This is a genomic window from Streptomyces violaceorubidus, from assembly GCF_000717995.1.
In the GTDB taxonomy this organism is placed as follows: Bacteria; Actinomycetota; Actinomycetes; order Streptomycetales; family Streptomycetaceae; genus Streptomyces; species Streptomyces violaceorubidus.
Map to the genome: position 1 here is coordinate 663,817 of NZ_JODM01000001.1, position 18,451 is coordinate 682,267.

Genomic DNA, 18,451 nt, shown 5'->3' on the forward strand with positions numbered 1-18,451 from the left:
CCCTGGGGCCTCGCCCCTCGGGCGTGTTCGGCGTTGGTCGGCCGGGGCTACTTGGCTGCCCTGCCCCGCATCTTCTCGGGGCGCCAGGCGGCGAGGTCGTCCCGGGAGAGGTGGCGGCTGTAGAGGCCGGCGACGAGGGCGCTGTTGAATTCCTCGGCGGGGTTGCCTTCCCACTCGTCGTCGTACTCGTCGTGCCACTGCTCGACCCACGGCATGACCTCCGCGAGCCCCGCCAGCAGCGGGACGAACCGGGGGTCCTCCTTGCGCCAGCCGTCGACGTTCAGGCGGTCGTTGAGGAGATTGACGAGGGCCTCGGCCTGGTAGCGGTGGTTCCACCCGGCCCAGCCGATGAGGAGTGAGGGGTCGTTGTCCGGGGAGGCACCGGGGTAGGAGATGAACCGCTCCTTGGGGACATCCAGCTTGCCCCGGTTCGACCAGTAGCTGTGCTTGAGGAAGTCGGCGGACGTGTACTTCGGCGGGACCTTGATGCCACGCTGTTTGCCGTCCTTGTCCTCGTCGCGCTGGTCCTTCCAGACCTTCTCCCATTGGGCGCGCTTGCGCAGGCCGGACTCCTTGTAGCGGAGCGTGGCGAGGTACGGGACGTGCTCGGGCTCGATGACGGCGGCCAGGACCGTGGACAGCGGCACGTCCTGCTTGTCGAGGTGGCGGTCGGCGTAGAGCCTGGCGACGTCCTGCACGTCGCTGTCGTGACGGAGGGCGTCGGCGAGCTGGAAGATCGTCAGCGGACGAGGGGAGTCGAGCCCGTCCCGCTCCTCGAACCACAGCTCCTCACGCTCCATGGCGTCCAACAGCCAGGACCGCAGGGCAGCGGCTTCCCTGTCCTTCCAGGACTTGGTCAACCAACGACGCTTGAACTCGGGCTGCTCGAGCAGGCGGATGTCCTGGTTGTCGGTGATGAGATCGATCCGTGCCTGAACGATCCGTCGGTAGGAATCGGGCCAGTCTGGTGCGGGCGGGATCTCGGTAACCGGAGTTGACTCGTGCCGGTCGAACCACGCGGTGTCGGCACCGCTGCGGGCGAGTGCGATCTCGAATGCGCGTTGCCCAAGCTCTACTTGAGGCACGTTGGCGTAGCTGAGGTCGGTAGGATCGCTGGGAAGGGTGGTGCGCTCGACCTCGGCGCGAGTCAGTAGCCCGTACAACCCGTACACAGTCCAGTCCAGCTCCTCCTGGAGCAGGATCATGCGCCCTCGGATCCGCTTTTGCTCGGCCTCGGCGTCGTCGAGGGCTTCGGGGGTTGGGGGTGTGATGCTGGTCGTGACAGCCGTGGGCTCGTGGGTGGCCAGCTCTTGGGCGAGGGCGTCGATTCGGCGAACGAGACCCAGGGGGAGCTCGGGAGGAAGCGGGAAGTCCTGGAGTCGGGTTCCATTGAACGCGTAACGGTTTTCCCAGGCTTCGTCCTGGACACCGCGGCCGATGCCGCTGCCGCCCTTGACGTGGCTCACCTGTTTCATCCAGAAGCAAGCCACCGATGAGTTCAGCACCCCAAGCAACTCAAGGTGCTGCTCCTCGCTCGCAGCCTCGGGTAGTTTGATCACCGGAGCGGTACGGTTGAACACCTTTCCGCTCTGGTCCAGCACGAAGTGGTTGTGTGTGGCGACCTCCCCGTAGGCGATCAACGCGGCGGCGTTGGTGCGCACCCAAGAGAGCATGATGTGCTCGTGCCACGCCATGTCGCGTTCTTCCCGCGTCTTGCCGAAGGTCAGCCCGGACCGAAGGTTGCTCCGGTAGGGCCAAAAGAGCTGGGTCGACTGCAATGGTAGGTCCGGCCCGGTACCGCGGTAAGGCCACAGAACCGCGGACTCAGTATCGAGGTGCCAGTCACGCAAGACGTCACCCGTGACCAGGGTCTTGTGGGCGACCTGCTGCTGCTTCCACTGTGTCGGTACACGATCGGCACTGAACACATCGTCCTCGCCCAGGATGTCGTGGAATCCTGTCGAGTCGATGACCTCGCTGAGTCTACGAACCGCGCTCCCCTCGATGATGTCCATGACATGGCCAGCCCCGCCCCCGGAGAGAGACCAAGGAAACTCCGCGAACCTCCTTCGCTCGGCATCCTCCACGCTCACCCACTCCGACTCACTCCCCGGCTTCCGCCACTGCGAAGTGATCGCCTTCCAGACCTCACCCCGCGCCGGGTCCTCCGGCTGACTGGGCTCCCCCCGAACCCCCAACACCGCCCGAATCGGCAAGGCCTGCCGCGGCCCCTGGTTCCGCCCCACCAGAATCACCGTCGGCGTACCATGCCCCGGAATGTACGCCCCCGACGTGTCCAGCACATGCGTCAGCTCCACGCCCGGAAAGTCCCGCAGGCGCCGCGTTTGCGGGTCCTTGTAGGGCCCCCCGTGGAAGAACGACTGGATCAGCGTCGCCCCGAACTCCCGCTTCATGAAGGAGTTCGCCGTGATCTGCCCGGTGAAGCCACCGTTCCTCTCGTCACCGCTCGCCCGGACCGCCAGTTCGAAGATCCGCTGGGCGAACGGTACCGACAGGGCGTACTTCCCGGAGCACGCCCAGTAGATCTTGCGGTAGTTCTCGTTCTCCGCCTTGTCCTTGACCGTGATGTACGGCGGGTTCGCCACGACCGCGTGATACGAACCCCGCCCCAGCAGGTCCGCCTCCTTCACGTACCGCCGTACATCCTCTGTGCGGTAGGTGAACGCCTCGCCCCGCTCGACGTCGTCGAAGGTCGGGTCGGTCTCGCGGCCGGCGTCGCGTCCGTGCAGCAGGGAGTCGGCGACCGCGATGCGGATCGGCATCTTGGGGACCGCGGAGAGGCGGCCAACCCCGCACTCCTTGAGTATTTCGACGAGCATGCGGAAGCGGGCGATGGAGACCGCGAAGGGGTTCTTGTCGGCGCCGTGGACGGACTCCAGCGCACGGCGTACCAGCTTCCAGTTCTCCGTTCCGGGCTCGGCCTCGCGCCAGGCGGCGAGGACCCGGCGGAAGAGACCGAGGAGGAAGTGACCCGAGCCACAGGCGGGGTCGATGCAGCGCAGGCCGCGGACGACGGTGGTGAGGTCGCCGTTCTCGTCGATCTCCTCGGACGCCTCCCCCCGCCAGTCCTCCGGGACGTGCTTCCACACCGGGTCCAGGCCGAACTCCTCCAGGGCCGGATCCAGGGTGAGCTTGAGAATGAACTCCTCGACGAACTCGGGGGTCTGGAGCAGCGCGTACGTCTTGCGGGCGTACTCGGACAGGTGCTGATAGAGGTCGCCCAGGAAGCGGGTGTTGAGGGCCGACCGGTCGGTGAAGTCGTAGCGGATGCGCCCGTCGGAGCCACGCTCACGCCAGAAGGAGAGCAGGCGGGAGGCGGCGGTGTAGGAGGGGTCGAGTTCCCACAGGGGGTTGTGGGCCCGGTCGAAGAGACCCTCGGCGATCTCGTGCTCGCGGCCGAGCGCGCGGAAGGACTCCTTGAGCCAGTCGCGGTCGTTCAGCTCGGGGTGCTTGCGGAAGAAGTCGTCGTGGTTGTCCTGAGCCTCGGCGAGCCGGTCACCGGGGCCGGAGAGGCGGGCGTCGGGGACGAGGCCGTTGTCCTCGCAGAAGCGGACGAAAACGCACGCGAGGACCCAGGCGGCGGCAATCTGTACCACCCGCTCCTCCAGCCACGACCCGTACGGGACGGAGGTGCGGTCGGACAGCTGGGCCCGCTGGTACTCGGCCTTCAGCGCCTCGGCCTGCTCGCCGTCGCCGTGGGCGCGCTCACGCAGGTCTTCCTCCAGGAGCCCTACCTGCTTCTGGAGGTCCTTGAGCAGGGCGTCGTGGTCCAGCGGCGCGACGGCCGGTGTGTCCGTCGCTTCGGCGGTGGTAGGGGCTTCCTGGGAGGGCACCGGGGTGTTCCTTCGCTTCGGGACTGCGGCGCGTGCTCTCGCGCCGGTCCGTCCATCCTGCCAGCCCACACGGCCTGGCGGACCCACCGGGACCTACCGCCTGGCGAGCGGAATCCCCCCGAGGCGGCCCAGGCCGAAGGCGAGGCGGTAGATGTCGGGCAGGTCGAGCAGGGAGTAGTCGTCGTCGTTCTTGTCGCGGCGGCGCAGCACTCCGAGGTCGATCAGCTCCTGGACCAGGCGCGGCAGGTCGTCGGGGTGGCGGGGGCCGGTGCGGACCAGGTCGGGGCGGTCGGCCTGGGCGTAGCGGGCGGTGTCCTCCCGCAGCAGCCTCGAGAGATCGCGGGCCTTCCAGATGCCGATGATCTCCCGCTGGGCGATGGGGACCTGGCAGCCGGCGAGCGGCCTTATCGCCCGCTCGACCCACGGGGTGTCCTCGCAGATCTGGTCCACGCGGACCCCGGACGCCTCGCGGACTCCGCTCCGGATGGCGTCGTGATGCAGGGCGCGGCTGTGCGAGGGGTCGGTGGCGCGGGTCGTCTCCGTGGCCACGTCGAGGGCCTTGAGGAAGCTGCGCGGGCTGATCCGGCCGTTGCTGTCCATCAGATGGTTGGGCAGCCAGGTGTAGGGGCGGCCCTGGCGGACGTTCGTCCCCATGAACGGGTCGGCGATGCGCTCGAACAACTGCTGCTGGGCCTTCTCGTCGTTGCGCAGGCCGGGCGGGGCCGCGTACCGCACCGACGAGCCGGTCTCGGACAGCTCCCAGCCGCCGGTGAAGCGGCGGAACCGTTCGGCGGCCTCGTCGTCCTCGTTGCCCAGGTGGTGGAAGAGCAGGCCGTACAGGTCGGCGCGGGTCCACTCCAGGTGGGCCGCGTTCCCGGACAGCTTCGACGCGTCGGGGAAGAGCTGCTTGGCCGCGTCGAACATGTCGGGACGCAGGAACACCTTCAGGCGGATATTGCGTGTGCCGAAGCGCATGCGCATGGCCAGGCGCAGCAGCTCGGCGATCATTCGGTTGCGGGTGTCCCAGTCGCTGTGCAGGTGCTCCAGGCCGTCGAAGACCAGCAGATGCACGATGTCCTCGGCGGCGGCCTCCGCGTCCGCCCGCGCCAGGGTGGCCTCGGCCGGTCCGGCGTTGGTACGCACCCAGGTCACGCGCTCCGCCCAGTCGTCCGTCGCCCGCAGCTCGGGCTGACCCAGGGCGGTGAGCAGCACGGCCCGCCAGATCTCCTCCGGCAGCGCGTCGCCGGCGAGCAGGGAGGGCAGAACCAGCGGGCCCGGGTAGTGCGGCACGATGTCCATGCCGAAGCCGGGCGTGACGCGCAGCCGGTTCAGCCGGTTGATGCGGTACTCGCGGGCCGCCGTCGCGCGCAGTTCGGCGTCGAGCAGGGAACGCGCCCAGAACGTCTTGCCCACACCCCGGTCGCCCTGCACCACCGTACTGTCGACGTACAGCGCGGCGCGGTGCGCGTCCGGCATGTACAGGGTGTGCGGCTCGGGACGCCGGGTGTCCGCGTCCACGGTGCCCTCCAGCGCGCGCGACAGCAGGTCGCGGTACTCGCCGGGGCTCAGCGGCTCGGTCATGGGCGTTCGTCCTCGGACTCGGCGTCGGAATCCCCGGCCGGGCCCGCCATGATCAACGGGACGGCCGTGTGCAGGAAGTCACGGTACGCGGCCTCGACGAAGGCACGCTCCTGCCAGTCCGGGGAGCGGGGCACGTTCATCCCGACCAGGCCCGGCTCGAACAGGATCGGGATCGGGGAGTGAGGCGCGGCATCGTCGTCGAGGTCCCAGGAGCCCTCCGACGCGCCGGCGACCTCGTCCGGCGCGAGCGAGTCGTAGAGGACGCTGAACGTCGCGTGGGCGTTCCGGCGGAGGGATTCGAGGTGGGTGTCCTTCGAGTAGTGCGCCGAGTCCGGGACCATGGACGCCACCATCCGTAGCTTGTTCCGGATCGCCGGGGCCTGCCCGGAGGCCGCCCACGCCTCGAAGAGGTCCCGGTAACCCGACCACGTCTGGTCGGTGTCCGCGCCGAACAGCAGCGCGTAGTCGCACAGGTGCGAGATAGTCACCGCGGCCACGTCGTGGATGCCCGCCCGGCTGTCGAGCAGCACCACGTCGGGCAGGCGGCCGCTGTCGCTCCGTTCCACCGCCTCCTCGCAGGCCCGGACCGTGGCGGCCAGTCGGTCGGCGAAACGGGCGCCCTCCGCGTCCGCGTAGACCCGGTTGAGCTTGTCCACGTACGCGTTGGGCACGCCCTCGGTGCCCGCGCCGCGCGCCGGGGCGATCCACAGTTCGCCCCGGTTGCGCGGGTTGTAGCCGGAGCGGGCCACGATCTCCAGGCCGTCCTCGTTGCCGAGCGCCGACTCCACCAAGTGGTCCACGACACCGTGCGTGCATAGTGTGCCGTCCCCGAGCAGGAGCGGGGCCACACCTGGCGATTCCAGGTCCAGGTCGACGACCAGCACGATCAGCCCCTGGTCGGCGAGCCGACGGGCGAGTACCGCGGTCGCCGTCGTTCGGCCCACACCGCCCTTGAAGCCGTACAGCGCCGTACGGCGGGGGCTCGGTGTCCCACCGTCGTCGGTGGCGGGGGGCGTGGTCACATGGGACCACTCCTCGCCCACGACCGTGTTGTCGAGAAGCCGGACAGCACCCGCCGTACCCGTGGCTGCCACGATCTCCAGGGCGCGGGGCGATGCCGTCAGCGTCTTAGGGAGACGGGTGACCGAGGTCAGCACCAGCGGACGTTCCCCGCTGTAGCGACCCAGTCCGCCGGTGAACGACTCCCGCCAACGGTCGGCCTGCTCGGTACTGGCTGCGCCTTCCTCTTTGGCATCGTCCACGATCAGGGAGAACCGGCCGAGCACGTCCCTCACCAGCAGGACGTCGAGGCCTGCCGTGGCGACCTCGTGGGCGAGGGCGACGGCGGCCGGGCGCGCCTGGTCGAAGCGGATCGGTTCGTCGTAGAGGGTCATGGCAGCTTTCCGGTGATTTGGACGTGCAAATGCAGCTCTTGGGCCAGCATTGCAGCTTCCTGACGGCGGGATAGGAGCGCCGGGTCGAGGTGGGTTCCATCGGCGTAGCGCTCGTCGACGCGCCACTCCTCGAAGTCCGCGGAGACCCTCGTCAGAGCTTCGGTGAGAGCGGGACCGGGGCGTCCGTCGAGCAGCAGGGGGAGAGCCTGGATCATTTCGTTGATGTGCCCCAGTGCCCTGCGTCTCCTGTTCGGGTTCTGGGCGTTGGGGTCGTCCCACCAGAGCCGGTCGCTCTCGGATCCCCCGCTGTTCCTCATGGACACCCGGTGCGACCCGCCGAACCGCAGCAGCAACGCCTTCATCAGGCACTCCACCGCGAGCCCGAACAGATGGTCCGCGTTCAGCAGCCGTCCGTCGCCGTGGAGGTAAGAGGCATCCTCGTAATGCCGTTCCCCCGCACAGGCGTAGTCGGTGTTCGCCGTCCTGCTTTCCTCGTCGTCCCCCACGACGCAGATCATAAGATGCCCGGCTGATCTGGCGTCAGTCGTCAGCCTGCCTCCAGGAGCCCCTCCAGCTCCTTCATGAACAGTCCCTCCAGGACCACCCACTCGCTCATCCGGTCCACCACGTCCACCGTGCGGCCGTCCAGTGCCGGGGTGGCCTGCGGGTCGTCCATGGGAACCAGCAGCCACAGACCGTGTGGCACGCTGGCCGGGCGGCGTGCCGCCTCCTGGAGAGAGACCAGCAGCTCGCGGCCGCCCGCCTCCCAGTACCGGGCCACCAGGGAGGCCCGGTGGGCGAGGAGCACCGTGCGCGGGCCCGCCTGCTCGGCGAGCGTCGTGCAGCGGGCGGCGACGCGTTCGGCGGCGAGCCGCGTGTAGGAGGCCAGCGCCGGACCGATGCGGCCGGTACCGGCGAACTTCGCGTCCGCCTTGAGCAGGGCACCCCACCGCACGTGCTGCTCGTCGGCCAGGGTCCGCAGGGCGGCGAGGAACAGCTCGTCCACATCGACTGCCAGCACACCGAACCGGGCAGCGAGGCGCTCGGCCGTGCCGGGCAACTGGACGCCCCGGACGGTCAGGGCGAGGAACCCGCCCCGGCGCACCACCTCCTGAAGCCGCACCTCCATCACCCGGCGCGGATCGCGGCCCTCCGCCAGCTGGCCCTGCGCGGCGTCGTACAGCGCGCCGGTGCTTGTCAGCACCGAGCCGGTGAAGGCCGGGCGGCTCTGCTCGGAGTCCCGCGTGAGCGGGAAGAAACGCCGCCGGTCCCTGTCGTACTCCAGCGGGAAGTGCGCCTCGGCCAGGGCCTCCTCCCACTCCACGTAGGTAACGCCCGCGAGCGTGGCGAGGCCGGGGAAGCGGGAACCCACCCGGCTCATCAGTTCGTCGGCGCCGATTCCGATGCCGGGGCGGACCCCGGCCGCCGCCTGTGAGATCCGCAGCGCCCGGTCCAGGCCCAGGTCCAGGGGGAACAGCTCGAAACGCGGCGTGACAGCGACCCCGCCCGCCAACGCGGCGGCCAGGGTCAGCAGACGGGTGTCAGCCAGCGGGGTCATCCCCTCCGGGGCGGGCACCGCACGCAGCTCCCGCAGGGCGGTGCCGCCGCCGGGCAGCGGATCACGGGCCGCGACCTGCTCGGCGGCCCGGCCGAGCAGGGTCGCGTACTCGGCGAGCTCCACCGGAGTCGGATCGTCGCTGCCCGGCAGATCCACCAGGGCCAGCAGCACCGTGCTGCCGCGCCGCAGCACCGCGAACCGGGAGGCGCCCTCCTCGTCGCTGTCTCCCGCGGCAGCGGCGTCGTCGCGGCGGGCCTCGATCTCGGCGGCCGCCCGCACGACGGCCAGGGCCTGCGTCTGGAGCCCGGCCCGGTCCTCCGTGCCGTCCTCGTCGTGCGGCCTGTACCGCACCCGCAGCTCGGTGGCGAGTTCCCGAGCCGTCATGACCCTGCCCTGCTCGGACAGTATGGTCACCAGCTCGTCCCGGATCGTCTCCAGCCAGGGCAGCGCCGCCCACTGCTCGATCGCGACACTCAGATTGCCCGAGACAGTCGGCTGGCTGACGCCGAGGGCCTTGGCGATCGCCGACTGGGCGGGCCACGGCGGCAGGTCAGCGGCCTCTGCGACACCCGGCAGACCCAGCGTCGCGAGGACGATGTCGCGCCGGGGGCGGGTACGGGGACCACCCTCGGTAGGGACCAGCCGGGCCGCGAGCGTCTCGACCGACTCCAAGGGCTCGACGGGCGTATCGGCCGCCACCCGTACGGGCTGCTTCGCCGTGGCCCGCTTGCGGAGCTGCTGGGTCCACTGGCGGTGGCGCCGGTTGAGCTCCTTGCGGATCACGTTGCCGGCGCCGCGCGCGCGGGAGATCGTGTGCGGCGGGATGTCCAGGAGCCGGCCCACCGTCTCGGCGCCCAGACCTGCGGCCACCGACACCGCCCGCGGCGACAGCCCCGCGGCATGCAGGGGGGTCGACAGGTTCGCGGCGGCGGCGGCCTGCTCGCGGGCGTCCTCGATGTCCGCCGCCTGGGTGTCGACGGTCGCGGGAGTGGTGGGCGGACGCGTGGAGTCCGCCCGGCGGAAGACCTGGCGCCAGGCCTCCTGCAGCTGGCGGAGACTGTCGAAACGCTGCTCGACGTCCCGGTGCAGGGCCTTGCCGAAGAACTCGGTCAGCCCCTCCGCCAGCGCGGGCTCGAACAGTTCGCGCGCCACATAGAGCTCGGCCTCGGGGACGGTCAGTGGATCGCCCTGGCCGTCGCCCCATACCGGCCGCTCGCCCGAGGCCATCTCGTGCAGCGTGACCGCTGCCGCGTACCATTCCGCGTGGTCGTCGAAGCGGGAGCGGCGGCTGCCGCCCAGAAAGGGGTCCAGGTAGCCGCGAGTACCCGCATGGAGGTCCTGGTCGGAGGCGTCGGCCAGGGAGAAGTCGAACAGCATCAGCTGCCAGGAGCCGTCACTGCGCTTGAACAGGCCCAGATTGTCCGGCTTGATGTCGCGGTGGCGCACCCCACGGGCGGCCAGACTGTCCAGGGCCTCGAAGAGATCGTTGCCGAACCGCTCCAGCTGGGCGTATCCCAGCCGGCCTTCGTTGCGCAGCCGCGACCCGAGACTGACCGCCTCCCGGTCGTCCGCGGGCCTGAACCCGCCCGCGTACTCGATCTCCAGGACGGTGTGCCCGCCCAGCTCACGAGGGGGCGCGAGCAGCTTCACGATGCGGTTGCCGCCCACCTCGCGCAGCGCCTTCGCCTCCGCGTGGAGCCGCGCGTCCTTCTCCCGGTCGAGCGCCACCTTGAACACCCGCAGGGACGAGGGGTCCGGGACCCCGTCCTCGACGCGGCGTACCAACAGGGCGCGAGCGGTCGCACCGGTGCCGAGCACCCGTACGACCTCCCACTCGGCGTCGAGACGGCAGCCGGCCTTGGCCGAGAGCGGGTCCGCGACCTCGACGGCCCCGCGCCGGGCCGCGGCATCGTCCGCCTCGGCCGTGTCGAGCTGCCGCAGGAACTCATCGGCGGACGACGTCCTGTTCTGCACGTCGGAGGCGGTGGCCTGGAAGATCAGGTCGTCCAGTGCCGCAGAAACGCTGTCGGACGCCGCGGACGGACGGAGCCCGCCCTCTGCCGCGAGCCGGTCGACCAGGGCGCCGCGGACGTCGGCGGGCGGCTTGCCGGTCAGCAGCAGATACGAGACGGCTCCGATACCGAAGACGTCGAGGTCCACCGGGTCGGCGAACTCTCTGGCGGCCTCCGGGGCGAGGTACACCTGGGCGACGTCGGCCACCAGTCCGGAGTCCAGCGGTGTCTGCCCGAGACTGAGGTGCGAGGTGGTGTCGAAGTCCCTGGCGGCGGTCTGCCAGTCGGCGATCCGCAGCACCGGTTCCGTGCCGTCCTCACGCGCCGACACGTACACCGAGCGCGCCGACAGCGCCCGGTGGTACAGCGACCGGTCGTGGGCGTAACGGACGGCGTCGGCGAGCTGCCGCACCAGGTCCAGGCGCACGGAAGGAGTGAGCCGGTCGCCGTACGCGTCCAGGTACGCGTCAAGCCGCAGGTCCGACTCCCGGTGCCGGAAGAGAATCGCCGGGCCGCCCTGGTGCTCACGGATCTGGACGGCCTGGACGATGCCCCGGTGGTTGATGCCCTGGAGGACCTGGTACTCGCGCAGAGCCGCCCGGTCCACCCGGCCCCGCTGCTCCGCGGACGCGGCCTGGCCCGACAGATAGATCCGGACCCTGCCGCTCTCCTTCACCAGGGCGTCGTCGCGTACGGCGAGCCGGTCCTCCCAGCCGGGGCCCGCGTCCAGCGCGCGCGGCGCGAGCCGCCAGTCGTCACCGAAGCGCAGATGGCTGGTTGAGTGGCTGATCCCGATCCGCTTCATCAGCATTTCGAGCCGCTGGCTGTCCTGCGGGGTCACGCGCCAGCTCTCCCGCTCCGGCGGCAGTCCGAGTAGACCGTCCCAGATGCCGGGCAGCTTGCTCGTACCGTCGTTGCGTCCGTACACCGACGCGCGCTGGAATTCGTCCAGCTCGCTCATCAGGTCGGGGTCGTGCAGGAAGACCGCCGGCTTGATGAAGGGAATCTTCGCCTCGGGAATCCCCGCCGCGTGCGCGGCGCGCTCCAGCTGTGCCTTGAGTTCCTTGGCCTTGAGGTCGGTGAGGTGCAGGGGATTGCGCAGCGTCCGCACCCGGTCACCGTGGAACTGCCAGGTGTCCCCGTGGTTCACCACCCGGCCCGGGTGGCCCTTGAGCTCCAGCAGGTAGACGCCACCGGGCACGGCGATCAGCAGATCGCACTCGTTGACCCGGCCCGTGACACCGGTGAACCGGAACGTCGCCCACGCCCGGTACGGCTCGGCGTTCGGCATCAGCTGCCGTACGTGCTCCAGGCCCTCCTGCTCCCACCGGAAACTCGACCGACGGGGCTGGAACCAGTGCTCGCGACGCGCCGGGAGACCTGGCTTGGCAGCGGTCGGCGTCACGGTGGGGTCCTCCGGTCATGGACTGGCGTCGTAATGGAGCAAGCCTAGCGATGCCAAGCGCGGAGCCAGGGGCCCCTTCCGGCGGCTGCACGCCGGCTCGATTGTCAGCCGCGGACTCGGGAGGGACGACGGTTCGCCGCGCCGGGCAGCGATAGTGTGGCGAGCCTTCAAGCGCTGCGATACTCAGGACCCCGTAACGTCTGGCCCGTGAGGCGGCCCTACCGCGCTGCCCCGGCATCCGTCAGTGTGCCGTCGACCGCGTCGCGTAGTTGGGCGCGGGTGGTGATGCCGAGCTTGGGGAAGACGCGGTAGAGGTGGGAGCCGACCGTGCGGGGGGAGAGGAACAGCTTCTCGCCGATCTCGCGGTTCGTCAGGCCGCGGGCCGCGAGCCGGACGATCTGTTGCTGTTGCGGGGTGAGTCGGGTGAGTGCGCCGGGTGCGACGCTGTTCGCCTCGATGCCGGCGGCCCGGAGTTCCGCCTTCGCGCGTTCGATCCACGGGCGGGCGCCGAGCCGGCGGAACGTGTCGAGGGCTTCGGTCAGCAGCGGGCGGGCCTCCGCGATACGGCGTCGGCGGCGCAGCCACTCTCCGTAGTCCAGCCGGGTCTGGGCCCGCTCGAAGGGCCACTGCTCGCCCGCTTCGTCCGCCAGCGCCGCCCGGAAGTGCCGTTCGGCGTGCTCCGGTTCGGCGAGCAGGGCGCGGCTTCGTTCGACCAGGGAGGAGGCACGCGCCGACAGGCCGGTGCCCAGGCGCCGTGCCGATCGCTCGAGTAGGACCGCGGCGGATTCGCGCCGGTCCCGGCGGACGGCCGCCGCGGCGAGTTCGGCCAGGACGGTGTGGGAGACGTGGTAGTGGACCGGGTCGCCGTCCTCGGTGAAGGCGGAGCGGAACCGCGCGTACGCGGTGTCGTAGTCGCCCTCGGCCACCGCGGCCAGCCCCAGGGCGCGGTGGGCGAAGACCGCGACGGAGCGGCTCTCCAGCGGATCGACGAGGGCCAGGGCCCGCTCGGCGTTCCGGCGTGCCTCGGCCGGGTCACCGAGCAGCGCCAGCACGGTCGCGTCGAGGGCTCGTGCGCACGCCTCGGCGTGAGCCAGTCCGGCCTGCGAGGCCACCTCCGTGATCTCGGCGGCCACCGTGCGGGCCTCGGCCCAGCGGCCCTGCTCCAGATAGGCCCAGCCTGCGGCGCAGGCCAGCCCGGCCGGCAGCGGACCGAGGGCCTGCCAGCGGCCGAACGCCTCGTCGAAGGTCGCGGCGGCCAGCGTGGTCCGGTCGAGGAGCCAGGCCACGACGGCGAGGGCGGTCAGGGAACCGGCGTCGTCCCCGGCCGCGGCGATCAGCCGGGGCAGCGCCGGGGCCAGGGACGCTCCCACACTGGGCGGGTCGGAGACGGCCAGGGTCCAGGCGCGCAGCGCACCACCCGCGGGCGAGTCCGGCAGCTGGGAGAGCAGGGCCTCGATGCGCTGCCGCTGGGACTCCTCGCCCGAGTAGTAGCGGACCACCGCCGCCGCGGCGAGCGCGTCCAGCAGGTGGGGCGACCGGGCGTCCGCCGCCTCCCCGGCGATGCGCGACAGCAGCGCGAAGGCGGCCGTGTGGTGCGCACCCACCGTCATGAGCTGCCCCGTCGCCAGCGCGGCCCGGCTGAGCAGCGCCGGGTCGTCCGTGCGCTTGCGGACCTCGGCGGCCATGTGTTCCACCCAGCCGAGCTGGCCGGTGAGGACGGCCGCGCCCGCGGCGTCGGCCAGCAGCCGCGCCTGGTCCGCGCGGCGCGGGCTGAGTTGCGCGGCGCGCTCCAAGGCGGCGGCAGCGGCCGCGTGGCCGCCCCGGCGCCGGGCCAGGAGGGCCGCCGACACCTGCGCGTCGGGCCGTACGGTCGCGGCGGCGAGGTGCCAGGCCCGCCGGTCGGGCTCCTCGCCCAGCAGCCGGGCCAGGGCCAGGTGCGCACGTCTGCGCTCCTCGAAGGGCGCGGCGTGGTAGACCGCCGAGCGGACGAGCGGGTGACGGAAGGAGACCCCGCCGCTGTCCCGTCGTACGAGATCGGCCCGTTCGGCGGGTGCCCACACCGTGTCGGCCGCCTCAGGCAGGCCCCGTGCGGCCGCCGGGGCGTCCGCCGCGTCGGCGGCGGCGAGCAGCAGCAGGGCGCGGCGGGTGGTGTCGGGCAGGTGCCGCAGGTGCCGCGCGAAGACCTCTTCCAGCCGGTCGGTGACGGGCAGTGGGCCCTCCCGTCCGGCGCCCTCCGGCTGTCCGCTCGCGGCGGCGCGGGCCAGCTCGACCAGGGCCAGCGGGTTGCCCGCCGCCTCCTGGAGGATCCGGGCCCGGGTGCGCCCGGTGGGCGGCCCCGGCTGCTCGTCGAGCAGTCGGTTCGCCGCGTCCCCGCTCAGGGGGCCGATCGCCAGGCGCTCGTACCCCGTGTCGAATCCGGGCAGCGAGGCGGCGGCGCGCACGCCCATCAGCAGCGTCACGGGTTCGCTGTCCATGCGCCGGGCCACGAAGGAGAGCACGTCCAGTGACGCACGGTCGATCCACTGGGCGTCGTCGACCACCACCAGCAGCGGCGCCGGTTCCGCGAGATCCGACACCAGGGTCAGCACCGCCAGGCCGACGAGCAGGGCGTCGGAGGGCGCGGCACGGTCGGCCAGCCCCAGAGCGGCCCCGAGCGAGGAACGCTGCCGTGCGGGCAGCCCGTCCAGGTCTCCGAGGACCGGGCGGAGCAGCTGGTGCAGACCGGCGAAGGCGAGATGCTGCTCGGACTCGCTGCCGACCGCTCGCAGCACCCGGTGTCCGGCCCCGCGCGTCCGCCGTACGGCGAGGTCGAGCAGGGTGCTCTTGCCGACCCCCGGTTCACCCTCGACGACCAGCACCGCGCTGCGGGTCCGGCCGGCGGCGACGCGCCGCATGAGGTCCGCGCTCTCGGTCTCCCGGCCCAGTGCGGTCGGGCCGGGGTCGGCGGTTTCGGTTTCCCGGTCCAGCGCGGTGGGGCCGAGGTCGGCGGTTTCGGTTTCCCGGTCCAGTGCGGTCGGGCCGAGGTCGGCGGTTTCGGTTTCCCGGCTCACCGCGGTCGGGCCGAGGTCCGTGGCCGGACTCCGGTCCGCTCGAGCGCTTCCACCGTTCGACACAGCTGCTCCAGAAACTGGCATTTGTACGACAGTAGCGGGGCGGCGGCGCGGCCGTGGGGCGGCGGCGGGACCGCCCCGCCACGGTCCCGCACGGAAGGCCCGGCTCTTCGGCGCCTACGCCCGGCGCAGCGCCGTGGCCGAGGCGAGGCCGGATGCCGTGGACGTCCTGGGCCCCGACCTGGCCCGTCAGGTCGTCGAGGAGGAACAGGCCCGGCTCGGACTGGGCGACGGGCGGCCCGCACAACCATCCCGAGGGCCTGTCAGGTCCGGGCTGCCACTTGACGGCACGCCTCCACGTACCCGCGCACCAGCGTCCGCCCCTCGTCCTCGCGGCGCCGGGCCAGGGCGTAGCGGCTGGGAGCCAGGCCGCGGACCGGGCGGGTGACGACGCCGCCCAGAGTGATCAGCGGGGCGTTTCCGGTGGCCACGAGGCAGATGCCGAGGCCCGCGACCAGGGCCTCGTACGTCTCCTCCGTGCCGGATATCTCGGCGCCGACGCGCGGAGGCCGGGCGTCCGGTCCGTCGAGCGCGCGCCGTTCGTCCAGCGCCAGCCAGAAGTCGCGCAGCACCCCCGCCTCCGGGGGCAGGGCGAGGAACGGCTCGTGGGTCAGGTCCGCGAAGTCGATCTCCTCGCGGGCGGCGAGGGGGTGGGTGCCGGGCAGGGCGACCAGGCGGGGTTCCTCGGCGACCACCGTCCAGGCGTAGCGGTCGGCGTCGGGCAGCGGCAGCCACACGTACGCGACGTCGGCGGTGCCGTCGGACAGGCCCGCGGTCGGGTCCTCCCAGGTCACCTGCCGCAGCCGCAGGACCGCCTCCGGGTGGGCCGCCGTGAATCGGGAGCGGATCGCCGGCAGCAGGCCGCCGCGGCCGGGGCTGGTGCTCATGCCGACGACGAGGGTGCCGCGCCGGGCCGCCCGCGCCGCCTCCACCGCCGCCGCGCCCTCGGTCCAGTCGGCCAGCACCCGCCGGGCGTGCGGCAGCAGCGCCGTACCGGCCTCGGTGAGGGTCACACCCTGGCGGTCACGGCGGAACAGTTCGGCCCCCAACTGCCGCTCCAGGGCTCGGATCTGCTTGCTCAACGCGGGCTGCGACACGTACAGGCGCTCGGCCGCACGCGTGAAGTGCAGTTCCTCGGCCACCGCCGCGAAGTAGCGCAGCTCCCGCACGTGTACGTCCGTCGTCATGCCCATTGGCTATCACCGCGGGTCTTGGACCGGCAACCGACGTGTGGCCCAGGCTGGTTGGCGTCGGAGCAGGGGAACCGAGGGAACCAGGGAGTCGGAAATGAACAAGGTGTGGCTGATCACCGGTGCGAGCAGCGGCTTCGGGCGGGCGATCGCCGAGGCGGCCCTGGCCGACGGCGACGTCGTGGTCGGTGCGGCACGGCGTCCCGAGGCACTCGACGATCTTGTGGCCGCTCACCCGGACCAGATGGAGGCGCTGCGCCTGGACGTCGCGGACACGGCCGCCGCCGGGGACGCCGTACGGGACGTGGTGGCGCGGCACGGGCGGGTCGACGTGCTCGTCAACAACGCGGGCCGCACGCACGTGGGGGCCCTGGAGGAGACCGGCGAGGACGAGCTGCGCGCGCTGTTCGACGTGCACGTCTTCGGACCGGCCGCGCTGACGCGCGCGGTGCTGCCGTCCATGCGGGAGCGGCGCTCGGGAGCGATCGTGCAGATGAGCAGCATGGGCGGGCAGATGTCCTTCGCGGGCTTCTCGGCGTACAGCGGCACCAAGTTCGCCCTGGAGGGCATGTCCGAGGGGCTCGCGGACGAGGTCCGGGACTTCGGGATCAAGGTGCTGATTGTCGAGCCGGGCTCCTTCCGCACGGGTCTGTTCGAGCCCGGGAACGCCGGGATCAGCGTCGACAGCGGCGCGTACCCCAAGGTCGGCGAGACCCGCGGGATGATCGCCGCGGGCGACGGCAGCCAGGGCGGCGACCCGGCCAAGGCGGCGGCGGTCATCCGCGCGGCCCTCGCGGCCGAGCACACCCCGTTGCGCCTGCCGCTGGGCGACGACGGCGTCGGCGCGGTCCTCGGCCACCTCGACCAGGTCCGCGAGGAGGTCGAGGCCTGGGAGAAGCAGACCAGGGCCACGGCCTTCGACGACTGAGCCGCACCGGGGCGGGCGTCGCCCGGCGCGCCCGCGACCCGCGCACCGGGGCCGCGCACCACCCCTCGCGCGGACCCCGCTTACGATGCGCGAGGCCGCACCCGTCGCCGCACCCCTCTGGAACAGGAGCACGGTACCCGTGTCGATACCGCCACCGCCGGGACCCCAAGGGCAGTACCCCCAGGGCCCGTACGCTCCGCAGTGGGGCCGGCCCCTCGCGCCGTACCCCCGGCAGGCTCCCGTGAACGGGCTCGCCATCGCCGCGTTCGTGCTCGGGGTCCTGTGCTTCGTGCCGGCCGTCGGTCTCGTGCTGGGGCTGGTCGCGCTGGCCGGGATCCGGAAGCGGGGCGAGCGGGGCAAGGGGTTCGCGGTGGCCGGATGCGTGCTGTCCTCCGTGGGGCTGGCCCTGTGGGTGCTGACGCTCTCCACCGGTGCCGCCGGCGACTTCTGGGACGGCTTCCGGGACGCGGCGCGCGGCGAGGGCACCGCCTACTCCCTCAAGAAGGGCCAGTGCTTCACCACCCCGGGCGGCTCCCTCCAGGGGGTGACGTACGACGTCGACGAGGTGCCCTGCGCGCAGGAGCACGACGGCGAGGTCTTCGCCGCCTTCGACCTGCCGGACGGGGCCTACCCGGGCGACGCGGAGATCACGCGCGCCGCCGACGACCGGTGCTACGCCCTCCAGGACGCCTACGCGATGGACCGGTGGGCGCTGCCCGCCGACGTCGACGTGTACTACCTGACCCCGACCTCCGACAGCTGGCGGACCGGCGACCGCGAGATCACCTGCCTGTTCGGGAACACCGACGAGCGCGACACGCTGACCGGCTCGCTGCGCAACGACGGCGCGCGGCTCGACCCGGACCAGCACACGTATCTGCTCGCGGAGGGCTACCTGAACCGGGCGATGGACGAGGTGCCGGCGTCGGAGGCCGTCGAGGACGACCTCGCGGGCTACCGGGTCTGGGCGGGGCAGGTCTCGGAGGCGCTCAGGGGGGAGATCGCGATGCTGGACGGGCACGACTGGCCCGCCGACGCCGAGCGCCCGGTCGCCGCCCTGACCGACGACCTGCGGGTGGCACAGCGGGAGTGGGGCCTGGCGGCGAAGGCCGCCGACCTCGACGCGTACTACGAGCACTACGGCAAGGGCTACGACCTGGTCGTGGCCGACAGCACGGTCACCGCCCGCAAGGCCCTGGGGCTGGCCACCACACCGCCGGACTACGAGGGCGGCGGCGAGGGCGGTGGCGGCGGCGGGGGAGAGGACCCCGGCGTGGAGGTGTGAGGGCGGCTCTTATGGGGAGAAAGTGCCTGCGTAAAGACCTCGGGCCCCACAGGTCATCACATCGAGTGATTCTCTGGCCTTTGCTTGCCTGAGCCAACCCAGGGTTGCCACGCTGTTGCTGTCTGTACAACCTG

9 protein-coding genes are annotated in these 18,451 nt (G+C 71.9%); 2 read left to right on the forward strand and 7 right to left on the reverse strand.

The features are described 5' to 3' along the window. Positions 1-47: 47 nt before the first annotated feature. The 7 genes from pglX to IE94_RS0103175 all read right to left on the reverse strand — a co-directional run bounded on the left by pglX (position 48) and on the right by IE94_RS0103175 (position 16,107). Entirely contained in the window at positions 48-3,854 is a 3,807-nt protein-coding gene (gene pglX / locus IE94_RS0103145; protein ID WP_030145805.1) for a BREX-2 system adenine-specific DNA-methyltransferase PglX, read from the reverse strand. 93 nt (positions 3,855-3,947) lie between these two features. Then, complete coding sequence (locus tag IE94_RS0103150) at positions 3,948-5,435, reverse strand: hypothetical protein (RefSeq protein ID WP_030145806.1); 1,488 nt, start codon at positions 5,433-5,435, stop codon at positions 3,948-3,950. Beyond that, positions 5,432-6,829 carry a KGGVGR-motif variant AAA ATPase gene (locus tag IE94_RS0103155; protein WP_030145807.1) on the reverse strand — a complete coding sequence of 466 codons (1,398 nt, stop codon included), beginning with the start codon at positions 6,827-6,829 and terminating at the stop codon, positions 5,432-5,434. The genes IE94_RS0103150 and IE94_RS0103155 overlap by 4 nt, the downstream gene beginning before the upstream one ends. Then, on the reverse strand, positions 6,826-7,335 hold the full coding sequence (locus IE94_RS37100; protein ID WP_157849319.1) for a hypothetical protein: 510 nt from the start codon (positions 7,333-7,335) through the stop codon (positions 6,826-6,828). The genes IE94_RS0103155 and IE94_RS37100 overlap by 4 nt, the downstream gene beginning before the upstream one ends. 41 nt (positions 7,336-7,376) lie before the next feature. Next, entirely contained in the window at positions 7,377-11,804 is a 4,428-nt protein-coding gene (gene pglW / locus IE94_RS0103165; RefSeq protein ID WP_037921499.1) for a BREX system serine/threonine kinase PglW, read from the reverse strand. Between the two features lie 218 nt (positions 11,805-12,022). Beyond that, positions 12,023-14,917: a helix-turn-helix transcriptional regulator gene (locus IE94_RS0103170; protein WP_425337949.1), complete on the reverse strand. Its 2,895-nt coding sequence runs from the start codon at positions 14,915-14,917 to the stop codon at positions 12,023-12,025. A 260-nt stretch (positions 14,918-15,177) separates the two neighbouring features. After that, positions 15,178-16,107 carry a LysR family transcriptional regulator gene (locus IE94_RS0103175; protein WP_030145811.1) on the reverse strand — a complete coding sequence of 310 codons (930 nt, stop codon included), beginning with the start codon at positions 16,105-16,107 and terminating at the stop codon, positions 15,178-15,180. 94 nt (positions 16,108-16,201) lie between these two features. Here IE94_RS0103175 and IE94_RS0103180 point away from each other — a divergent pair, with 94 nt between their 5' ends. Both IE94_RS0103180 and IE94_RS0103185 read left to right on the forward strand, forming a co-directional pair. Further along, on the forward strand, positions 16,202-17,032 hold the full coding sequence (locus IE94_RS0103180; RefSeq protein ID WP_030145812.1) for an oxidoreductase: 831 nt from the start codon (positions 16,202-16,204) through the stop codon (positions 17,030-17,032). A 139-nt stretch (positions 17,033-17,171) separates the two neighbouring features. Continuing rightward, positions 17,172-18,317 carry a DUF4190 domain-containing protein gene (locus tag IE94_RS0103185; protein ID WP_030145813.1) on the forward strand — a complete coding sequence of 382 codons (1,146 nt, stop codon included), beginning with the start codon at positions 17,172-17,174 and terminating at the stop codon, positions 18,315-18,317. Positions 18,318-18,451: the final 134 nt, after the last annotated feature.

Coding starts and splice junctions, on each gene's coding strand:
- IE94_RS0103180 (WP_030145812.1), top strand. CDS start 16,202: ATGAACAAGGTGTGGCTGATCACCGGTGCGAGCAGCGGCTTCGGGCGG.
- IE94_RS0103155 (WP_030145807.1), bottom strand. CDS start 6,829: ATGACCCTCTACGACGAACCGATCCGCTTCGACCAGGCGCGCCCGGCC.
- IE94_RS0103175 (WP_030145811.1), bottom strand. CDS start 16,107: ATGGGCATGACGACGGACGTACACGTGCGGGAGCTGCGCTACTTCGCG.
- IE94_RS0103150 (WP_030145806.1), bottom strand. CDS start 5,435: ATGACCGAGCCGCTGAGCCCCGGCGAGTACCGCGACCTGCTGTCGCGC.